Origin of the sequence: Leisingera sp. MMG026 (assembly GCF_021654205.1) — a bacterium.
Classification (GTDB): Bacteria; Pseudomonadota; Alphaproteobacteria; order Rhodobacterales; family Rhodobacteraceae; genus Leisingera.
In genome coordinates, this window is sequence record NZ_JAKFZM010000029.1 from 18,142 (window position 1) to 37,500 (window position 19,359).

Annotated in this window: 16 protein-coding genes; 11 read left to right on the top strand and 5 right to left on the bottom strand. The window is 62.8% G+C overall.

Annotated elements, in window-relative coordinates:
- Positions 1-6 precede the first annotated feature (6 nt).
- From L1069_RS15965 to L1069_RS15980, 4 genes are all read left to right on the top strand, one after another.
- Positions 7-1,626 (top strand): tripartite tricarboxylate transporter permease, encoded by a 1,620-nt coding sequence (locus tag L1069_RS15965; RefSeq protein ID WP_237456326.1) that lies wholly within the window; start codon positions 7-9, stop codon positions 1,624-1,626.
- Positions 1,533-2,975, top strand: coding sequence for an aldehyde dehydrogenase family protein (locus L1069_RS15970; RefSeq protein WP_237456352.1), 1,443 nt, complete (start codon positions 1,533-1,535; stop codon positions 2,973-2,975). Before L1069_RS15965 ends, L1069_RS15970 begins: the two co-directional genes overlap by 94 nt.
- Positions 2,976-3,079: 104 nt before the next feature.
- Entirely contained in the window at positions 3,080-4,312 is a 1,233-nt protein-coding gene (locus L1069_RS15975) for a Tm-1-like ATP-binding domain-containing protein (RefSeq protein WP_237456327.1), read from the top strand.
- 244 nt (positions 4,313-4,556) lie between these two features.
- On the top strand, positions 4,557-6,647 hold the full coding sequence (locus tag L1069_RS15980; protein WP_237456328.1) for a 3-hydroxyacyl-CoA dehydrogenase NAD-binding domain-containing protein: 2,091 nt from the start codon (positions 4,557-4,559) through the stop codon (positions 6,645-6,647).
- Positions 6,648-6,833: 186 nt separating this feature from the next.
- On the opposite strand, the gene rpe is transcribed toward L1069_RS15980, so the two are convergent.
- Positions 6,834-7,523 carry a ribulose-phosphate 3-epimerase gene (gene rpe, locus L1069_RS15985; protein WP_129369939.1) on the bottom strand — a complete coding sequence of 230 codons (690 nt, stop codon included), beginning with the start codon at positions 7,521-7,523 and terminating at the stop codon, positions 6,834-6,836.
- Between the two features lie 215 nt (positions 7,524-7,738).
- Here rpe and phnC point away from each other — a divergent pair, with 215 nt between their 5' ends.
- The 5 genes from phnC to L1069_RS16010 all read left to right on the top strand — a co-directional run bounded on the left by phnC (position 7,739) and on the right by L1069_RS16010 (position 12,524).
- Positions 7,739-8,557 (top strand): phosphonate ABC transporter ATP-binding protein, encoded by an 819-nt coding sequence (gene phnC, locus L1069_RS15990; protein WP_134830566.1) that lies wholly within the window; start codon positions 7,739-7,741, stop codon positions 8,555-8,557.
- A 68-nt stretch (positions 8,558-8,625) separates the two neighbouring features.
- On the top strand, positions 8,626-9,528 hold the full coding sequence (gene phnD / locus L1069_RS15995) for a phosphonate ABC transporter substrate-binding protein (protein WP_237456329.1): 903 nt from the start codon (positions 8,626-8,628) through the stop codon (positions 9,526-9,528).
- A 116-nt stretch (positions 9,529-9,644) separates the two neighbouring features.
- Positions 9,645-10,514: a phosphonate ABC transporter, permease protein PhnE gene (phnE, locus tag L1069_RS16000; RefSeq protein ID WP_237456330.1), complete on the top strand. Its 870-nt coding sequence runs from the start codon at positions 9,645-9,647 to the stop codon at positions 10,512-10,514.
- The gene (phnE, locus tag L1069_RS16005) at positions 10,511-11,884 is read left to right on the top strand and encodes a phosphonate ABC transporter, permease protein PhnE (RefSeq protein WP_237456331.1); all 1,374 of its coding nucleotides are present in this window, start codon (positions 10,511-10,513) and stop codon (positions 11,882-11,884) included. The genes phnE (L1069_RS16000) and phnE (L1069_RS16005) overlap by 4 nt, the downstream gene beginning before the upstream one ends.
- 25 nt (positions 11,885-11,909) lie before the next feature.
- Positions 11,910-12,524, top strand: a complete 615-nt coding sequence (locus L1069_RS16010) for a chloramphenicol acetyltransferase (RefSeq protein WP_237456332.1) — start codon at positions 11,910-11,912, stop codon at positions 12,522-12,524.
- A 222-nt stretch (positions 12,525-12,746) separates the two neighbouring features.
- On the opposite strand, the gene L1069_RS16015 is transcribed toward L1069_RS16010, so the two are convergent.
- Complete coding sequence (locus tag L1069_RS16015; protein ID WP_237456353.1) at positions 12,747-13,820, bottom strand: P-loop NTPase; 1,074 nt, start codon at positions 13,818-13,820, stop codon at positions 12,747-12,749.
- Between the two features lie 278 nt (positions 13,821-14,098).
- The gene (gap, locus tag L1069_RS16020; protein ID WP_129369945.1) at positions 14,099-15,127 is read right to left on the bottom strand and encodes a type I glyceraldehyde-3-phosphate dehydrogenase; all 1,029 of its coding nucleotides are present in this window, start codon (positions 15,125-15,127) and stop codon (positions 14,099-14,101) included.
- 143 nt (positions 15,128-15,270) lie between these two features.
- On the opposite strand from gap, the gene L1069_RS16025 reads away from it, so the two are divergent.
- Positions 15,271-16,275 carry a LacI family DNA-binding transcriptional regulator gene (locus L1069_RS16025; RefSeq protein WP_237456333.1) on the top strand — a complete coding sequence of 335 codons (1,005 nt, stop codon included), beginning with the start codon at positions 15,271-15,273 and terminating at the stop codon, positions 16,273-16,275.
- Between the two features lie 147 nt (positions 16,276-16,422).
- On the top strand, positions 16,423-16,638 hold the full coding sequence (locus L1069_RS16030; RefSeq protein ID WP_129369947.1) for a hypothetical protein: 216 nt from the start codon (positions 16,423-16,425) through the stop codon (positions 16,636-16,638).
- Positions 16,639-16,707: 69 nt separating this feature from the next.
- Here L1069_RS16030 and L1069_RS16035 read toward each other — a convergent pair whose 3' ends face one another.
- Positions 16,708-17,853 (bottom strand): iron-containing alcohol dehydrogenase, encoded by a 1,146-nt coding sequence (locus L1069_RS16035; RefSeq protein WP_129369948.1) that lies wholly within the window; start codon positions 17,851-17,853, stop codon positions 16,708-16,710.
- A 65-nt stretch (positions 17,854-17,918) separates the two neighbouring features.
- Positions 17,919-19,301: an aldehyde dehydrogenase family protein gene (locus L1069_RS16040; RefSeq protein ID WP_237456334.1), complete on the bottom strand. Its 1,383-nt coding sequence runs from the start codon at positions 19,299-19,301 to the stop codon at positions 17,919-17,921.
- Positions 19,302-19,359 lie beyond the last annotated feature (58 nt).

The window sequence follows — 19,359 nt, forward strand, 5'->3', positions numbered from 1 at the left end:
CCTCATATGGATCTGATCTTTTCCGCCATAGAAATCCTGATGCGCTGGGACGTGGCGCTGGCGTTGCTGGCGGGTTCTGTCGGAGGCGTGCTGATCGGCGCCATTCCCGGTGTCGGACCGGCGGTTGCCATTGCGATCCTGCTGCCCGCGACGTTCTCGATGGATCCGATTGTGGGCCTGACGGTGCTGCTGGGGATTTACGGCTCCTCCATGTACGGCGGCGCCATTCCGGCGATCCTGATCAATACGCCTGGCACCGCGGTCAACGCGCTGACCACCTATGACGGCTATCCGATGACGGCGCGGGGCGAGCCGCAGCGGGCATTGAGCCTTGCCTATTCCGCCAGCTTCTTTGGCGGCATCTTCTCGGTCATCTGTCTGATCCTGTTTGCCCCGGTGCTGGCCAGGATCGCACCGATGTTCGGCTCGCGCGAGATATTCCTGGCGGCTCTTCTTGGCCTGATCCTGGTTGTGGTTGCCCATCGCGGCCAGGCGCTGATTGCCGGTGCCTTGGCCTGTTTCGGGATCTTTTTGCAGACCATCGGGCTGGAGCCGGTGAAATACACCCAGCGCTACACATTCGGGCAGGATTTCCTGGGCGGCGGCATCAACCTGATCGTGGTGGTGCTGGGGCTGTTTGCCATCTCGCAGGCCTTTGTGCTGCTGACGGACGAGGACGAGAAGGTCCGCATGACCCGCCTGCGCGGCGGCATGTTCCAGGGCCTGCGCGAACTGACGCGCCATCCGCGTGTCGCAGGGGTTTCGGCCACCTTCGGCGTGCTGATGGGCATGGTTCCCGGCGTCGGCGAATTCACTGCCCAGTTCATGTCATACACCTATGCGCAGAAAACTTCGAAACGGCCGCAGGACTTTGGTAACGGCTCCTCCGAGGGGCTGATCGCGGCGGAGACCGCCAACAATGCGGTGCCGGCCGCCGCCATGGTGCCGCTCCTGGCGCTGGGCATTCCAGGTGAGGCGCTGACGGCGATGATGCTGTCGGTCTTTTATGTGCACAACGTGGTGCCGGGGCCGGGACTGTTTCAGAACGACATGGATTTTGTGGTGGCACTGTACCTCGCGCTGCTGGTGCTGAATGTGCTGGTGCTGCTGTTCTTGCTGTTTGCTACCAAGTCGCTGATCCAGGTGGTGCGCATCCCCAACCGGTTTTTGGGCGTCTGCATCCTGACGCTTAGCTTTGTCGGGGTCTATTCCTTGCGCAATTCCGCCACCGACTGCGTGATGGCGGCGGCGTTTGGTATCCTTGGCTATGTGCTGAAACGCCTGTCGCTGCCTGCGGTGCCGATCATCCTGGGAATGGTCCTGGGCGGCATTATGGAAGTGAAACTGCGCGCCGCAATGGCGCGGGTAAAAGAACCCTTTGATTTCATTGACCGCCCGGTGGCGTTCATCCTGTTTCTACTCATTATCATCGTTCTGGCGGTCCACATCCTGCGGGTGCTGAAGGACCATAAGGAACTGAAGGAGGCCGAATGGCAGACCAACAGCGCATCGACAAGCTTCGGCAGCTTGATGTGGCGCCGCAAAAACTCTTTCTTGAAGGATCATGGCAAGCGGGTTCGGGCCAGACACTCGAAGTTGCTTCGCCGGTTGACGGATCTGTTCTGACCACGCTGCAGGGCGCCTCTGCAACAGATGTTGAAAACGCTGTGGCTTCGGCGCGGCGGGCATTCGACGACCGCCGCTGGGCGGGACAGTCCCCCGCCGCACGAAAAAAAGTACTGCATAGGATTGCAGACCGGATAGACGCCGAGGCGGTTGAGCTGGCGGTGCTGGGCGTGCGCGACAACGGCACCGAGTTCAACATGGCCTTGAAGGCTGAACCGGGATCGGCGGCGGGCACGTTCCGCTATTTTGCCGAGGCGCTGGATAAGGTCGCCGGGGAGGTCGCGCCGACCGCGCCGGATGTGCTGGGGCTGGTGCAGCGGATGCCGGTTGGCGTGGTGGGCGCCATCGTGCCCTGGAACTTCCCGCTGATGATTGGTGCGTGGAAGCTGGCGCCGGCGCTGGCGATGGGCAATTCGGTGGTGCTGAAACCGGCTGAAACCGCCTCGCTGACGCTGCTGCGGCTGGCAGAGATCTGCTCGGAAAGCGGGTTGCCGGATGGGGTGCTGAACGTAGTGACTGGTGCAGGTGCTGAAACCGGCGCGGCGCTGGCCGCCTCGATGGATGTCGATGTGCTGGCATTCACCGGTTCAGGCGCCACTGGACGCAAACTGCTGGAGGCCTCGGCGCGTTCCAACCTCAAACGCTGCTATCTGGAGCTGGGCGGCAAGTCCCCGAATATCGTCTTTGCGGATGCGCCGGATCTGGCCAAGGCGGCCAAAGTGTCTGCCGCTGGCATCTTTCGCAATTCCGGGCAGGTTTGTATCGCGGGCTCCCGCCTGCTGGTCGAGGCCTCGGTTCACGACGCGTTTGTCGAAATGCTGCAGGCCGAGGCCGAAGCCCTGCGGGTGGGCGATCCGCTGGACCTCAGCAGCCAAGTCGGGGCGGTGAATTCGGAAGACCAGCTGCGCCGCAACCTGTCTTTCATGGACATGGCGCGGTCCGAGGGCGGACAGGTGGTGACCGGTGGCGTGCGCATTCTGGAAGACACCGGCGGCACCTATATGTCGCCGGCGATCGTCACCCAAGTGGCGCAGGACCACGCGCTGTTCCAGCGCGAGGTGTTTGGGCCGGTACTGGCGGTCACCAAATTCGAAACCGAGGAGGAGGCGCTGAGCTTGGCCAATGCCACATCCTATGGCTTGGCGGCTGGGGTCTGGACGGAAAATCTGTCCCGGGCGCACCGGATGGTCGCAGGTATCCGTGCCGGGGTGGTGCATGTGAACACCTATGGCGGCTCTGACAATACGGTGCCGCTGGGCGGTGTCGGCCAGTCCGGCAACGGCCATGACAAGTCGCTGCATGCACTGGACAAATACACTGACCTGAAAACCGCGTGGATACAGCTGTGATGCAGGTTTTGCAGCGGCAAAACCCGCAGCCTCCGGCGGGAGTATTTGGGGAAAGATGAAGGGGCGGCCTGGCTGCAGAGCGCAGGCCAAGGGGAGGACGGTATATGACGGTCAAAACGATTCTGGTTGCCGGGACATATGACACCAAGGATGATGAGCTTGGCTACCTGGCGCAGGTGATCCGCGGGCAGGGCGGCAAGGTTCTGACCATGGATGTCAGCGTGCTGGGGGATCCCGGCCAGCCAGCGGATGTCAGCAAGCATGAAGTGGCAGAGGCCGGCGGCAGCACTATCCGGGCGGCGATCGGCACTGGCGATGAAAACAGTGCCATGCAGATCATGGGTGCAGGTGCCGCGGCCCTGGCGCTGGAGCTGTACCGGCAGGGGCGCATTGACGGGGTGATTGTGCTAGGCGGCACCATGGGCACTGATCTGGCGCTGGATATATGTGCGGCGCTGCCCGTGGGCGTGCCCAAATACATCGTCTCAACTGTCGCATTTTCCCCCTTGATGCCGCCTGAGCGGATCCCGGCGGATGTGCAGATGATCCTCTGGGCGGGCGGTCTGTTTGGGTTGAACACGATCTGCAAGGCGTCCCTGTCGCAGGCCGCAGGCGCGGTTCTGGGCGCGGCGCGGTCGGTGGAGCCGCCAAAACGGGACAGGCCGTTGATCGGCATGACGTCGTTTGGCAAGACTGTGCTGCGTTACATGGTGGCGCTGAAACCAGCGCTGGAAGCGCGCGGGTTTGAGGTTGCGGTGTTTCACGCAACCGGCATGGGCGGGCGGGCGTTTGAAAGCCTGGCCGCTGAGGGCGCCTTTGCTGCGGTGATGGATTTCGCGCCGCAGGAAGTGTCGAACCACTTGTTCGGCGGGCTGTCGGCGGGAGCGGACCGGATGACCAATGCCGGGCGTTCAGGCACGCCGCAGCTGGTGGCGCCGGGCTGTTATGACCTGGTGGATTTTGTCGGCTGGCAGGAGACGCCCGTGCAGTTGAAGGGGCGGGAAACACATGCCCACAACCGGCTGCTCACCTCCGCGATGCTGGATGCTGCCGAGCGGCGCCAGGTTGCGCAGGCGATTTGCGGCAAACTGGCCACTGCAGAGGCGCCGGTGGCGGTTCTGCTGCCTGCGGGCGGTTGCAACGAGTGGGACCGCCCCGGCGCTCCTTTGCATGACGGAGAAGGGCTGGCGGCATTTTGCGATGAAATGCGTGCCTCCTGCCCGGAAAATGCGGTGCTGCATGATCTGGACTGCCATATCAATGATGCTGCGTTTTCCGGCAAGGCTTTGGAAATTCTGGACGGCTGGATTTCCAGCGGTGTGGTGAAGACTGGCTGAACAGCGAATCCCCTTGAACTCTTGGCTGTGCCTCTTGGCGGGGAGTTTCAAATAGCTTCCAATTGGCCGATATTCTGTTACGTAATGGGCGGCATGTCCGGCTTTACCCGCGCCCGGGCGTTTCAGACGCGGGGTTTGCAGGCCATTGGCGGCCATTGGGGCTTGGCGCCGGTTTGGCTGCCGTGCCTAATCGGATGAGAGCCGGGCGCAGCTGCTGCCGCACCGGGAAAAAGAGGATGACCGGATGAGTGAAACCATAGCGTATGAGCGTGTAGGCGATGTTGCTGTTCTGAAGGCGCAGAATCCGCCAGTGAACGCGCTGGGTGCTGAGGTGCGCAAAGGGTTGCTGGCCGGGATCGAACGCGCGGAACAGGACGGTGCCAAGGCGGTACTGATCTATGGCGAGGGCCGGACCTATTTTGCCGGTGCCGACATCCGTGAATTCGGCAGGCCGCCGCAGGAACCGCAGCTGCCCGGCCTTTGCAGCCGGATCGAGGCCTCGCCGCTGATTGTGGTGTCCGCGATGCATGGCACGGCACTGGGCGGCGGGCTGGAGGTGGCCTTGTCCTCGCATTACCGGATTGCGGTGCCGTCGGCCAGGATGGGCCTGCCTGAGGTCAACCTGGGCATTCTGCCCGGTGCAGGCGGCACCCAGCGGCTGCCGCGTTTGGCCGGAACCGAAGCGGCTCTGGAGATGATCACCAGCGGCCGTCATTTCGGCGCCGCGGAGGCGCTGGAAAAAGGCATTATCGACAAAATCGAAGAGGGGGATCCGCGCGGGATCGGCCTGGTTTATGTGCAAGAGCTGCTGGAGCAGAGCGCCCCGCGCCGGGCCGTTGGGGAAATGCCCGCGCCGGAAGCGGTGGACTTTGATGCGGCCTATGCAGCCACGCTGAAAAAGGGGCGCGGCCAGCTGTCGCCGGCCACGGCTGTGTGCGCGGTACAGGCGGCGGCTGAGGCGGAGAGTTTTGCGGCGGGCCTCAAGCGCGAGCGTGCGCTGTTCATGGAGCTGATGGGCTCTGATCAGCGGCAGGGGTTGATCCATGCTTTCTTCTCGGAACGCGCGGTCAGCAAACTGCCGGAGCTGGAGGGCATTGCGCCGCGCGAGGTGGCCTTGATGGGGGTGATCGGCGGCGGCACCATGGGGGCGGGAATCGCCACGGCAGCGCTGCTGGCGGATTTGCCGGTGGTGCTGATAGAGATGACCGATGACGCTACGGCTGCGGCACGCGGCCGGATTGAAGGCAACCTGAAAGGGGCCTTGAAGCGCGGCAAGATCACCGAGGCGCAGTATGACCGGCTGACCGGCGAGGCGCTGACTGTGGCGACGGATTATGCTGCGCTGGCGCAAGCGGATCTGGTGGTCGAAGCGGTGTTTGAGGACATGGGTGTCAAGCGCGAGGTATTTGGCAAGCTGGATGCCATTTGCAAACCGGGCGCGGTGCTGGCGACAAACACGTCTTATCTGGATGTGGATCAGATTGCCGCCTCGACCTCCCGGCCGCAGGATGTGATCGGGCTGCATTTCTTCTCGCCTGCGCATGTGATGAAGCTGCTGGAAGTTGTGGTGGCAAAGGATACTGCGCCAGAGGTGCTGGCGACTGGTTTTGCCCTTGGCAAGAGGCTGAAGAAGGTCGCGGTGCGCTCGGGCATCTGCGACGGGTTCATCGGCAACCGGATCATGAACGCCTACCGCAAAGCGGCGGAATATCTGGTGCTGGATGGTGCCTCGCCTTATCAGGTGGACGCGGTTGTGACCGGTTTCGGCTTTCCCATGGGGCCGTTTGCGATGGGCGATCTGGCCGGGCTGGACATTAACTGGGCCGCCCGCAAGCGCCGCGCCCCGACCCGCGATCCGCGTGAACGGGTGCCGCGATTCTACGAAATGCTCTGCGAGGGCGGCGATTTCGGCCAGAAGACCGGTAAAGGCTTCTATATCTACGAGGATGGCACGCGCGGCGGCGTTCCGAACCCGGAAGTGGCCGGGCTGATTGCCCGGGATCAGGAAGAGCAGGGTGTCACCCCGCGGGATTTCCCGGACGCGGAGGTTTTGCGGCGCTACATGTGCGCCATGGTCAACGAGGCCGCCAAGGTGGTGGGCGAGGGCATTGCCCGCCGTCCGCTGGATGTGGATATGGTGATGCTGTTCGGCTACGGCTTCCCGCGCTTCTGGGGCGGGCCGCTGAAATGGGCGGATCTGCAAGGGCTGGATGGGATCCTGGCGGATATCCGGGCCTATGCGGCAGAGGATAATTTCTTCTGGCAGCCCGCGCCGCTGCTGGAGCAGCTGGTGGCGGAGGGCAAGTCCTTCGACTCACTGAACAAAGGCGGCTGAATAGGCAGGCGGGCGCCCTTCCGGCCCGTCGAGGGCCATCAGGGCGCGGCCCGGCTGTGCCGGGCTGGACGCGCAAACGCTGGCCGTATCACGAAAAAGCGCCGCGCGGAACGCGCGGCGCTTGGCCCAACAAGAGCGGCGCATCTTTAATGCGCCCGGCGATTGACGGGAGAATCTCAGTGCGTTTTAGGTCCAGGTGCCTTCGGTGGCAGTACGGATCTTGCGGATGTTTTCGCCGTAAACCGTGGGGTCGTTGACCGAACCGCCTTTGAATACGGCAGAGCCTGCCACCAGCACGTCGGCGCCGGCCTCAGTGACCAGCGGCGCGGTGACAGGGTCCACTCCGCCGTCGATTTCGATATGCACCGGGCGGTCGCCGATCATCGAACGCAGGCTGCGGATCTTGGCGGTCATGTCGATGAACTTCTGGCCGCCAAAGCCGGGGTTCACGGTCATAACACAGACCAGATCGGTCAGGTCCAGAAGATGCGCCACCGCTTCCGCCGGGGTGCCGGGGTTCAATGCGACGCCTGCCTTCATTCCGGCCCCGCGGATTGCCTGCAAGGTGCGGTGGATGTGCGGTCCGGCCTCGATATGGGCCGTTAGCACGTCGGCGCCGGCATCGGCATAGGCGTCGATATAGGGATCAACCGGCGCGATCATCAGGTGCACGTCCATCACTGTCTTCACATGCGGGCGGAATGCCTTCACCGCTTGCGGACCAAAGGTGAGGTTCGGCACGAAATGCCCGTCCATCACATCCACATGCACCCAATCGGCACCCTGGGCTTCGATGGCCCGGATCTCCTGGCCGAAATTGGCGAAATCGGCAGAGAGGATCGAGGGCGCGATCTTGATCTTGCGGTCAAAGGACATCTGGCAGCTTCCTTTTGCAAAGGGAATTGAGGAGTCGAAGGCCGTATAGACCGTCCCGGCCCCTGTGGACAGGGGCAGAATGCGCAGCAGGCCCGTAACTCTGTGCTGCACGCCCACGGGTTGCGCGGCCCGGCGTTACAAAACTTTCACGGCAGCGACACATGAGGTTTGAGCAAGCGCATTAGGCAGGTCCCGAACGAAGAGGGAGCGCCCCGGTGCTGCGCATTGACAAACTGACAAAACGGTTCGGCGGCAAGATTGCGGTGGATACCGCCACGCTGGACATCGACAAGCCCTGCATGATCGGCATTATCGGCCGCTCCGGTGCAGGCAAATCCACGCTTTTGCGGATGCTCAACCGGCTGGAAGACGCCAGTGACGGGCGCATTCTGTTTCAGGGCCGTGAAATCACAGGCCTGAACGGCAAGGACAAGCGGGCCTGGCAATCGGACTGCGCGATGATCTTTCAGCAGTTTAACCTGGTGCCGCGGATGGATGTGGTTTCCAACGTGCTGCACGGCACGTTGAACCGGCGTAACGTGATGGCGACGCTGTTCAACCTCTACCCGATGGCGGATATTCACACGGCGATTGATATCCTGGACCGTCTCGGTATTGCCGAACACGCCGCCAAGCGCGCCGAGGCGCTGTCGGGCGGTCAGCAGCAGCGGGTGGCGATTGCCCGGGCGCTGATGCAGGATCCGAAGATCATTCTGGCGGATGAGCCGATTGCCTCGCTTGACCCGATGAACGCCCAGACCGTGATGGAGGCGCTGCGCCGTATTCACGAGGAAGACGGCCGCACGGTGATTGCTAACCTGCACACGCTGGATACTGCGCGCCGCTACTGCGACCGGGTTGTCGGAATGCGTGACGGGCGCATCGTCTTTGACGGGCTGCCCGCGCAGCTGACCACCGGCGTTGCCCGCGAGATTTACGGCGCCGGGGATGAGTTTTCCGAGGCAGCAACCTCAACCGAGATTGAAACACTGGAAAAGACGGACGCGATGCGCGCCGCCATTCCTGCCGAATAACCCCTGATTTGTTTTCATCGACCCCGGGGGGCTGCTCCCCGGGACGTGACCAACCGGAGAGACTTGAGATGAAGAAACTGATTGCTGCCGTTCTGGCAACCACCGGGCTGACTGCCCCCGTTGCAGCGGAGGAAATCAAAGAGTTCCGCATCGGCATCCTGGGCGGCGAGAACGCACAGGACCGTCTGAGCAAGCAGGAATGCCTGCGCGAGAAGACCGAGGAACTGTTGGGTGTCGAAACAAAACTGTTTGCACCTGCCGATTATAATGGTGTGATCCAGGGCCTGCTGGGCGGCACCATCGACATGGCCTGGCTGGGCGCGTCGGGCTATGCCAAGACCTATCTGTCCAACCCCGAAGCGGTTGAACCGGTTCTGGTCAAGGTCAATGCGGACGGCGGTTTTGGCTACTATTCGGTTGGTTTTGCGCGCAAGGACAGCGGCGTTGCTTCGCTGGAAGACTTGAAGGGCAAGACGTTTGGCTTTGGCGATCCGAACTCCACCTCGGGCTATCTGATCCCGTCGATTGAAATCCCGCAAGTGACGGGTGCCACCATGGAAACGGGCGACTATTTTGGCGAAGTGAAATTCACTGGCGGCCATGAACAGACCATTGTTGCTGTGGCCAATGGCGACGTTGCTGGCGGTGTCAGCTGGGCCGATGGGCTTGGCGAATGGGAAGACGGCTACAACTCCGGCGCTCTGCGCCGTGCGGTGGATGCGGGCCTGGTGGACATGAACGATCTGGTTGAGATCTGGAAATCCGCGCCGATCCCGGAAGGCCCGTTTGTGCTGCGCAGCGAATTGCCTGCGGACGTGAAGGTCAGGATGACCGGCCTGCTGGCCTCGATGAACTCGATCGATCCGGATTGCATGTACAATGTGCTGGGCGGTGAATCGAAAGGTTTGATGCCGATCACCCATGACGCCTACGAGGTGATCATCGAAGCCCGTAAATTGAAATCCCAGTAATTTCAGTACCGTACCTTTGATACTGTGCTCTGCGGGGGGTCGGGCCTGGCTCGGAACCCCGCAATTTCCTTGATGGCACGTGAAAATTGCCACCACTTCAAGACCAGGACCCCTACATGGCAGATCTCACAGCCGCCCGGCCGGGCATCGAGGACATCCGGCAGCAATACACTGCTCATACCCAGCGCAAGCGGCTGTACGGCGGCATTCTGCTGGCCGTTTTTGTGGCGCTGATGGCTGCAGGTTTTCGCACCGCCGATGCGCGTAATGCAGGCTCCTTTGCTGATGGGTTCACCCGCGTTTTCGACTACCCGGCCGAGGTTCTGACAGAGGCGTCCCAGAAGGCCGCCCAGCTGCCGGGCCATGTGGCGCATTTCTTCCCGGCCTTGGTAGAGACGCTGAATATCGCCGCGGCATCTACACTGGTGGGCGCGGTGTTCGGAACCCTGCTGTCGCTCTTGGCAACCCGCGGCATGGCGCCGTGGCCGGCGCTGACCCCGCTGTTCCGCCGCATCAGCGATATTTGCCGCGCTGTCCCGGAAATCGTTATTGCGCTGGTGCTGATCTTTGTCCTTGGCGGCGGGCCGGTGCCTGCGATGATCGCCATTGCCATCCACACCGCCGGTGCGCTGGGCAAGCTGTTCTCCGAGGTGAACGAGAACGCCTCTTTGAAACCAGTGGAAGGTCTGTCATCGGTCGGCGCCACCTGGGCGCAGCGGATGGCGCTGGGGGTGATCCCGCAGGTCGGGCCGAACTACGTCAGCTACGCGCTGCTGCGGTTTGAGATCAATATCCGGGCCTCGGCCATTCTCGGTTTTGTCGGCGCGGGCGGCATCGGCTACGAGCTGAAGAACGCAATGTCCTGGGGGCAGGGGCGTTATGACGAGGCCGCCGCGATTTTCCTGCTGCTGTTCATCACCATCGTTGCCGTTGACCAATTGTCCGGCCTGCTGCGCGACCGTCTGACCCATGGAGCGAAAGCATGACCACTTTCGATACCACTCTCACCCCGGCAGAGCTGAAGCTGGATATCTCAAGGCTGTTCCTGAAGAAGCGGCTGCTGGGCTTCGCACTGCCCGCCGCGGTGCTGGTCTATCTGGCCTATGTCTTTGTGGCTTTTGATGTTTTTGGATTGTGGGAGAAAGCGAGCCTTAAGAACGCCAGAACCCTGGTCAGCGACAGCTACAGCTACAAGACCCATGTGACCCGCGACAACCGCAACGGCGCTGTTTCGGTGTCAATCGAAGGGGAGCGCAAGGGCGCCTATCCCGATGGCTCTGCACCGGATTGGGTGGCCCTGGGCGACACCACAGTGATTGATCTGGAGGACGGCCATACCGTCACCTTCGGCCCGGAGATCATCGAGTACAAAATCCCCGGCTATGGCAGCGTGCGCGCCACCCCCAGCCGCAGCGCAGGTGTGCAGGCAGAACTGCCGCCGGGCGAAGTTCCGGAGTGGATCAGCGTCTCCAAGAACCGTCTGGCGGTCAATACCGGGGCCGGGCGCCTGACGGTGACCCGCAATCGGGCCGAAGTGTTCCGCTATTTCGCAGGCTGGGAGCTGTTCTTTTTCACCCTCGACAGCCCGTACTACGAGATGGGGGCAGGGGAGCTGCTGCAGCGCGCGGCCACGGGTGAGGCAGGCGCGATTCTCCAGGAGTTCTGGACCAACAAGATGTGGCGCCATCAGGATGTGGCCTGGGCGATTGCGGAAACTTTGCTGATGGCCTTTCTGGGCACTATTGGCGCCGGGATCATCGCGCTGCCGCTGGCCTTTGCTGCCACCCGGAACTTTATGCCGTTCCGGGCGCTGCGCTTTGCCATGCGCCGGTTGTTCGATTTCTTCCGCGGCGTGGACTCGCTGATCTGGACCGTGGTTCTGGCGCGTGCCTTTGGCCCCGGCCCCCTGACCGGTGCGCTGGCGATCCTGGTCACGGATACCGGCACCTTCGGCAAGATCTTCTCAGAAGCGCTGGAAAACGTTGATCAGAAACAGATTGAGGGCGTCGCCTCCACCGGCGCAAAACCGCTGCAGCGCTACCGGTTCGGAGTGATCCCGCAGATCACCCCGGTGCTGCTGAGCCAGCTGCTGTATTTCCTGGAATCCAACACCCGCTCTGCCACCATCATCGGTGCAATCACCGGTGGCGGCATCGGCCTGCTGCTGACCCAGGCGATCATCACCCAGAAAGACTGGGAGGAGGTGGCCTATTATATCACGCTGATCATCCTGATGGTGATGCTGATGGATTGGTTCTCGGGCTGGCTGCGGCGGAAACTGGTCACGGGCGGCAGCGGCCCGGCCAAACGCAAGGCGGCCAAGGCGCAAGAGGGCAGCGGTTTCCTGCTGCCTTGATCCCAGACGTTTCAGAGGAAAAACCATGCCCCGTTTGCAGGCTGAAACCCCGTTCCTTCACCCGGAATGCCAGATCACAGACAGCCGGTTCGGGCGCTATGTGGAGATCGGCGCCGGCAGCCGGGTCGCGAATTCTGCGGTTGGCGACTACAGCTATTGCGACCGCAGTTGCGATATCGCTAATGCGAAAATCGCCAAGTTTGCCAATATCGCCAGTCTTGTCCGGGTCGGCGCGACTGATCATCCGATGGAGAAGGCCTCGCTGCATCATTTCCACTACCGGTCCGGCGACTACTGGGACGATGCGGAACAGGATGCAGAGTGGTTTTCCCGCCGGGCCGGGCGCACGGCCTTTATCGGTCACGACACTTGGATCGGCCATGCCGCAATTATCAAACCGGAGGTGACCATCGGCCATGGTGCGGTTGTAGCCGCGGGCGCTATCGTGACCAAGGATGTGGCGCCCTACACGATAGTAGGAGGTAACACCGCTAAGGTGATCCGCCGCCGCTATACCGAGGTTGTCGCCGGGCAGATGATGGAGCTGGCCTGGTGGGACTGGGACCACGGCACTTTGCGCGCCGCATTGCCGGATTTCCGCACATTGCGGGCGGAGGCGTTCCTGGAAAAATATGCCTGACCCGGCAGGCGGGAAGCTCCCGCCTGTTCCAGCGCATTCATAGAATGCGCCTCACAGTTGGGCGTGGCGCCGCTGCGTGGCGAAAGGGCCTGCCGAGACGCGCTTGAGGGGCAAATCTGCCCTTCAAACGCCTTGTTCATTTTTATGTCTGCCATCCCCGCCTCAAGGGTGAACGGCGCTGCGCGCCGCTGTTTTGCGGCCCCTGGCCCGGGGACGGCAGGATTATGCGGCGCCTGCGTCTACCAGCTGGGTGGCGATATCAAGGAACACTTTGGCCTGGGCGCTGTCGGGCTGCGCTGCCACAATCGGGGTGCCGTTGTCGCCCGCCAGGCGCACGTCCAAGTGCAGCGGCACCTCGCCCAGCAGCGGAACGCCCAGCTTCTTGGCCTCCTGCGCCACGCCGCCATGGCCGAAGACATGTTCCTCGTGGCCGCAGTTCGAGCAGATGTGAGTCGACATGTTCTCAATCATGCCCAGCACCGGCACGTTCATCTTGCGGAACATGTCGATGCCTTTGCGGGCGTCGATCAATGCAACGTCCTGCGGGGTGGAGACCACAATGGAGCCGTCTACATGGGTCTTTTGCGCCAGCGTCATCTGCACATCGCCGGTGCCGGGCGGCAGATCGACGATCAGCACGTCCAGCTCACCCCATTGCACTTGCAGCAGCATCTGTTGCAGCGCGCCCATCAGCATCGGGCCGCGCCAGATCACCGCTTGGTCTTCGCCGGTCATCAGACCCATCGACATCATGGTGACGCCATGGTTGCGTAAGGGAAGGATGGTCTTGCCGTCAGGGCTGGCGGGCCGGCCGCTGACACCCAGCATCTTGGGTTGCGACGGGCCGTAAACATCGGCATCCAGCAGCCCCACCTTGCGCCCCTGCATCGCCAGCGCGCAGGCGATATTGGCCGAGACTGTGGATTTTCCGACCCCGCCCTTGCCGGAGGCAACCGCCAGGATCCGCGCCACCCCCGGAACCTTCTGCGGCGCTGCCTGCTGTTGCGCCTGGGCGGGCTGCTTGGGCTTCAGGTCCGGCGGCGCCTTTTGCGAGTGGGCGGTCAGCATGGCCGAGACCTTCTCTACCCCCGGCAGTTCGGCCACCACGGCGTCAGCCTGATTGCGGACCGGGCCGTAAGCCTCGGACTTGCCGGGGTCGATTTCCAGCACAAAGCGGACGGTGCTGCCTTCGACGGTCACAGCGCGGGCGATGCCAGCGCTGACGATATCACTGCCGCTGACGGGGTCGGCGACAGATTTGAGCGCCTCAAGGACGGTTTCACGGGAGATGGTCACGCCGGTCTTGCTCCTGTAGCTGGTCATGCCTTGCGCCTGTTCTGGCGCAATTCAGCGCGGTATGCCAGCGGTTCGCTGCCCGGAGTTTGATTTGGCGCATCCTGGAGTCAGCTTTTGTGCCAGCTGGCCTTGCCCATCGGGCGGCACGCAGGGCTAGCGGCAGAACGCAGCAGCGCCGCGCGTCAGCGCGGCGCCGGGCCCAACGGGAGGAAGGTACCGGCAGGTGCCGGACGACGGGCGGGAGGCTCCCGTCAACAGGCGTCCGCCGATTGACCCTGTCAGCTGGCCAGGGCGACCTCGGCGGACCTCATCACCTCGCCAATACGGCGGCCGGTGTCCACCATGCGGTTGGAAAAACCCCATTCGTTGTCATACCAGCTGACCACCCGCACCAGCCCTTCGGTGGTGACAGCAGTCTGCGCCGCGGCAAAGCAGCTGGAATGCGGATCGTGGTTGAAATCGACAGAGACCAACGGGTCTTCTTCATACGACAGAATGCCCGCAAGCCCGCTCTCGGCAGCTGTCTTTACTGCGGCATTGACGGCTTCCACGGTGGCGGTGCGTTCCGGCACAAAGCTGAGGTCCACCACGGACACATTCGCGGTGGGCACCCGGATTGCCGAACCTTCCAGCCGCCCCTTCAGATGCGGCAGCACCTCGGAGATCGCCCGGGCCGCTCCGGTGGAGGTGGGGATCATCGACAGCGAGGCCGCGCGGGCGCGGTAGAGATCCGAGTGGCTGGTGTCATGGGTCGGCTGGTCGCCGGTATAGGCGTGGATCGTGGTCATGTAGCCGGTCTTGATGCCAAAGGCGCCGTCCAGCACTTGCGCCAGCGGTGCCAGGCAGTTGGTGGTGCAGGAGGCGTTGGAGACGATCACGTCGTCCGCCGTCAGATCCATGTGGTTGACGCCGAAAACCACAGTGCGGTCGGCATCTTTGCCGGGAGCGGAGATCAGCACCCGCTTGGAGCCGTTTTTCAGATGCCGCGCGGCGTCACCGCGAGCCGTGAACAGTCCGGTGCATTCATAGGCGATATCGACATCCTGCCAGGGCAGCTCTTCCGGGTTGCGGATTGCGCTCAGCCGGATGCTGTGGCGGCCCACGCGGATCAGGTCATCGGCCAGAAACACCGGCGTCTTCAGGCGGCCGTGCACGCTGTCGTATTTCAGAAGATGCACCAGGGTCTCGGGCGGCGACAGGTCGTTGATGGCAACAACTTCGATGTCTTTTTCGCCGCTTTCCAGAAGTGCGCGCAGCACCCCGCGGCCAATCCGTCCAAATCCGTTGATTGCGATTTTCAGTGTCATGCCTCACCTCTGGCTGCTGGGCCGGAATGATTCCGGTAACGATAACGGTTGCGATACCGATAGCGATAACGGTTCTGGAAATCAACCCCCGTGCCGGCAGACCAGCCCTTGCGGCTGCGGGCAAAGTGCTTGACCATGGGCGGATGACCAAGAAACTGCTGCTGAAGGACGTGGCCCATCTGGCCGGCGTCAGCGAGATGACCGCCTCCCGTGCCCTGCGCGGTGCCCCGGATGTGTCCGCCAAAACCAAGGCCAAGGTTGAAGAAATCGCCCGCAGCCACGGCTATGTGCCCAATCGGATTGCCGGCTCTCTGTCCTCGCAATCGGTCAATCTGGTGGCGGTGGTGGTGCCGTCGCTGAACAGCTTTGTTTTCCCGGAGGTGCTTTCGGGCATTTCCGCTGTTCTGAAGGACAGCCAGCTGAAGCCGGTGGTCGGGGTGTCGGGGTATGATCTTGAGGAAGAGGAAGGTGTTATCCGCGAAATGCTCAGCTGGCGCCCCTCCGGTTTGGTCGTCGCAGGGCTGGAGCATACCGAAACGACACGGCGGATGCTGCAGCAGGCGGATTGCCCGGTGGTCGAGGTTATGGATGTGGACGGCGATCCGGTCCGCCATTGCGTCGGCATTTCGCATCTGCAGGCAGGCCGCGACATGGCAGAGCAGATTCTGGCCTGCGGTTACCGCAAGATCGGCTTTATCGGCACCAAGATGCCGCAGGACTTCCGCGCCCGGAAACGCTTTGACGGCTTCACCGACGGTCTGGCCGCCCAGGGTGTCGCTCTGGGTGATATCGAGCATTACGCCGGCGAAAGTGCGATCCAGACCGGCCGCCAGCTGACCGCGCAGATGCTGGCGCGCAACCCGGATCTTGATTGCATCTACTACTCCAGCGACGTGATGAGTGTTGGCGGCTTGATGCATTGCCTGGCTGCAGGCCTATCGGTGCCGGGCGATATTGCGCTGGCCGGTTTCAACAATCTGCAGATCCTGCAGGGCATGCCGCAGCAGCTGGCCACAACGGATGCCTGCCGCCGTGAGATTGGCGAACGTGCCGCGCGGGTCATCCTGCAATCGCGCGAGGCCGGCAGCACGGATAGTCTGGTGTTCGACCGGTTGTGCCCCGCGATTAATCTGGGTGAGACGCTCTAACAGCCTCCCGGCAGCTGAAACCGGCGGCGTTTCCGCGATCCGGGGCTGGGCACGGTTGATTTTGGCGCTTTCCTGTGGCTTTGCGGTCCGCCATGGGGCAGCCTGTAGGCAGCCAGTTCAGTCCAGCCAACCGGAGAAGGAGCCGAGATGCCCCAGTACAACGACATGTTCGAACTGTCCGTTACAGATATGGAGCTGATAGAGACCGCCCTGCAAGCCACAAGGGACACCCTGTCAGAGGCCCAACCGGCAGCGGGCAGCAGCGAGGACGAAACGCTGCGCCGTGTGCACGAGCTTTTGGGCCGGCTGCACAATCAGAAAATCTTCTACTACCCCAAAGACAAGGTCTACGTCAGCGGCTGACGCTGTAGCGGAACGAAACAGCGCTCCCCGCCGGGCGGAGAGCGCTGAAACCTGGCGAAATGCCGTTGTTTACAATGCTGCCTTGAACAGCTGGGTGAGGTTCTCCTCAGTAAGCTCAATCGGGTTGCCACCGCAGCTGGGGTCGATGATCGCGCCTTTGACCAACTCGGGGATTGCAGCCTCGGTGACGCCCAGATCTGCCAGCTTGCGCGGGATGCCCAGGGAGTCGTTCAGTTCCTGCACAAACGTCCGGAACCCGTCAAAACCGCCCTCGATGCCGAGGTAGGCCGACGCCATGGTGAACCGGTCTGCGATTGCAGGCGCGTTGAACTCCAGCACCGCTGGCATGCAGACCGCGTTGGTGGTGCCGTGGTGGGTGTTGAAGTGCGCTCCGATCGGGTGGCTCATGGCGTGAATGGCGCCCAGCCCCTTCATGAAGGCGGTGGCCCCCATCGCCGCGGCGGACATCATCTGGGCGCGCGCCTCGATATCGGTGCCGTCGGCATAGGCGCGCGGCAGGTAGTCCTTGACCAGCCGCATGCCTTCCAGCGCGATGCCCTGGGACATCGGGTGATAATGGGGGCTGCTGAACGCCTCGACGCAATGGGCAAAGGCATCCAGGCCGGTGCCTGCGGTGATGAACTTGGGCATGCCCACCGTCAGCTCGGGGTCGCAGATCACTACTGCGGGCAGCACCTTGGGGTGGAAGATGATCTTCTTCTGATGGCTGACACTGTCGGTGATCACGCTGGCGCGGCCCACCTCGGATCCGGTGCCTGCGGTGGTCGGTACCGCGATGATCGGCGCGATGGCATCGGCATCGGCGCGGGTCCACCAGTCGCCGATATCCTCAAAATCCCAGACCGGGCGGGTCTGGCCGGCCATAAAGGCAACCATCTTGCCCAGATCCAGGCCTGAGCCGCCGCCGAATGCGATCACGCCGTCGTGACCGCCCGCCTTATAGGCTTCGACACCGGCCTCCAGGTTCTTCTCATTCGGGTTCGGGTCCACGTCCGAGAACATGCCGCGGCCCAGCCCAGCGGCGTCCATGATGTCCAGGGTGCCTTGGGTGACAGGCAGATCGGCCAGCCCCTTGTCGGTGACCAGCAATGGCTTGGTGATGCCGGCAGCGGCGCAGGCATCACCGAGTTCGTTGATCCGGCCGGCGCCGAATTTGATTGCGGTCGGGTAGGACCAGTTTCCGTTAAGGCTCATATCGTGTTCCTTTGATGCAATGGCCCGCCCCGGGGAGGAGACGCCGGGGCGGGCGGGGCCGTCCGTCAGCCGGTCACCTTTTTCAGGTGATAGGACTTGGGACGGGTCAGATTGTGATAGCCGATGACCGACAGCCCGCCGCCGCGGCCGGTGTCCTTGCAGCCGGTCCAGCACAGGCCGGGATCCAGGTAATCGGCCCGGTTCATGAACACCGTGCCGGTCTCGATCCGGTCGCCCACCGCCTGCGCCCGCTCCAGATCGCGGGTCCAAAGCGATGCGGTGAGACCGAAGTTGCTGTCGTTCATCAGCGCAATGGCCTCGTCGTCCGACTGCACCTTCATGATGCCGGCGACGGGGCCAAAGCTTTCCTCGCGCATCACCCGCATATCGTGGGTCACACCGGTCAGGATCTGCGGCGTCAGGTAGGCGCCGCCGTCATCCTCCGGCAAGGTTTCGATATGGGCCACTGCACCTGCCTCCACGGCCTCGGCGATCTGGCTGCGCACCTCATCAGCAAAGCGCACATTGGCCATTGGCCCGATGGTGGTCTCCGCGTCCAACGGGTTGCCCAGCTTGTAGCCTTTGACGATGGCAATCGCCTTCTCCAGGAAGGCATCGTAAAGGCTTTCATGCACATAGATCCGCTCGATGCCGCAGCAGCACTGGCCGGAGTTGAACATGGCGCCGTCGATCAGCGTGTCCACCGCCGCATCAAGATCGGCGTCCTCCATCACATAACCCGGATCCTTGCCGCCCAGCTCAGTGCCGACGCCCACAAAGGTGCCTGCCGCCGCACGTTCCATCGCCTGGCCGCCGCCCACCGAACCGGTGAAGTTCACGAAGTTGAACGCCTTCTCGGCAATCAGCGCCGAAGTGGTGTCATGGTCCAAAAAGACATTCTGGAACACATCCGCGGGCACGCCCGCCGAAGCAAAAGCCTGCGCCATGCGCTCGCCTGCCAGCAGTGTCTGGGTGGCGTGCTTCAGCACTACCGCGTTGCCTGCGATCAGGGCAGGGGCCACAGTGTTGATTGCGGTCATATAGGGGTAGTTCCAGGGCGCCACGACAAGCACGACCCCATGCGGGACACGCTTGATATAGCGTTTGAAGGTGGCGTCCTCGCCAACTTCGATATCGGCCAGCGATTCCATAGCGATCTTGGCCATATGCGAGGCACGCTCGTTAAAGCCGCCGAACTCGCCGCCATAACGCACCGGCCGGCCCATCATATGGGCCAGTTCCGGCACAATCTCATCATTCATCGCGCCAACGGCAGCGACGCCTGCCATCACCAGGCCGACCCGCTCCTGCAGGGGGCGTGCGGCCCAGGCGGTTTGGGCCGCGCGGGCGCGTGCCACCGTGTCAAAAGCTGCCTCGCGCGATAGGGTTTCGCGTTCGGCAAAAACCGATCCGTCGATCGGCGAGATGCACTTCAGTGTCTGGCCCATGCCATCAACTCCATTCCAAGGGGCACTGCCGCCCCTGCTTCTTTCTGGTCAAAAATAC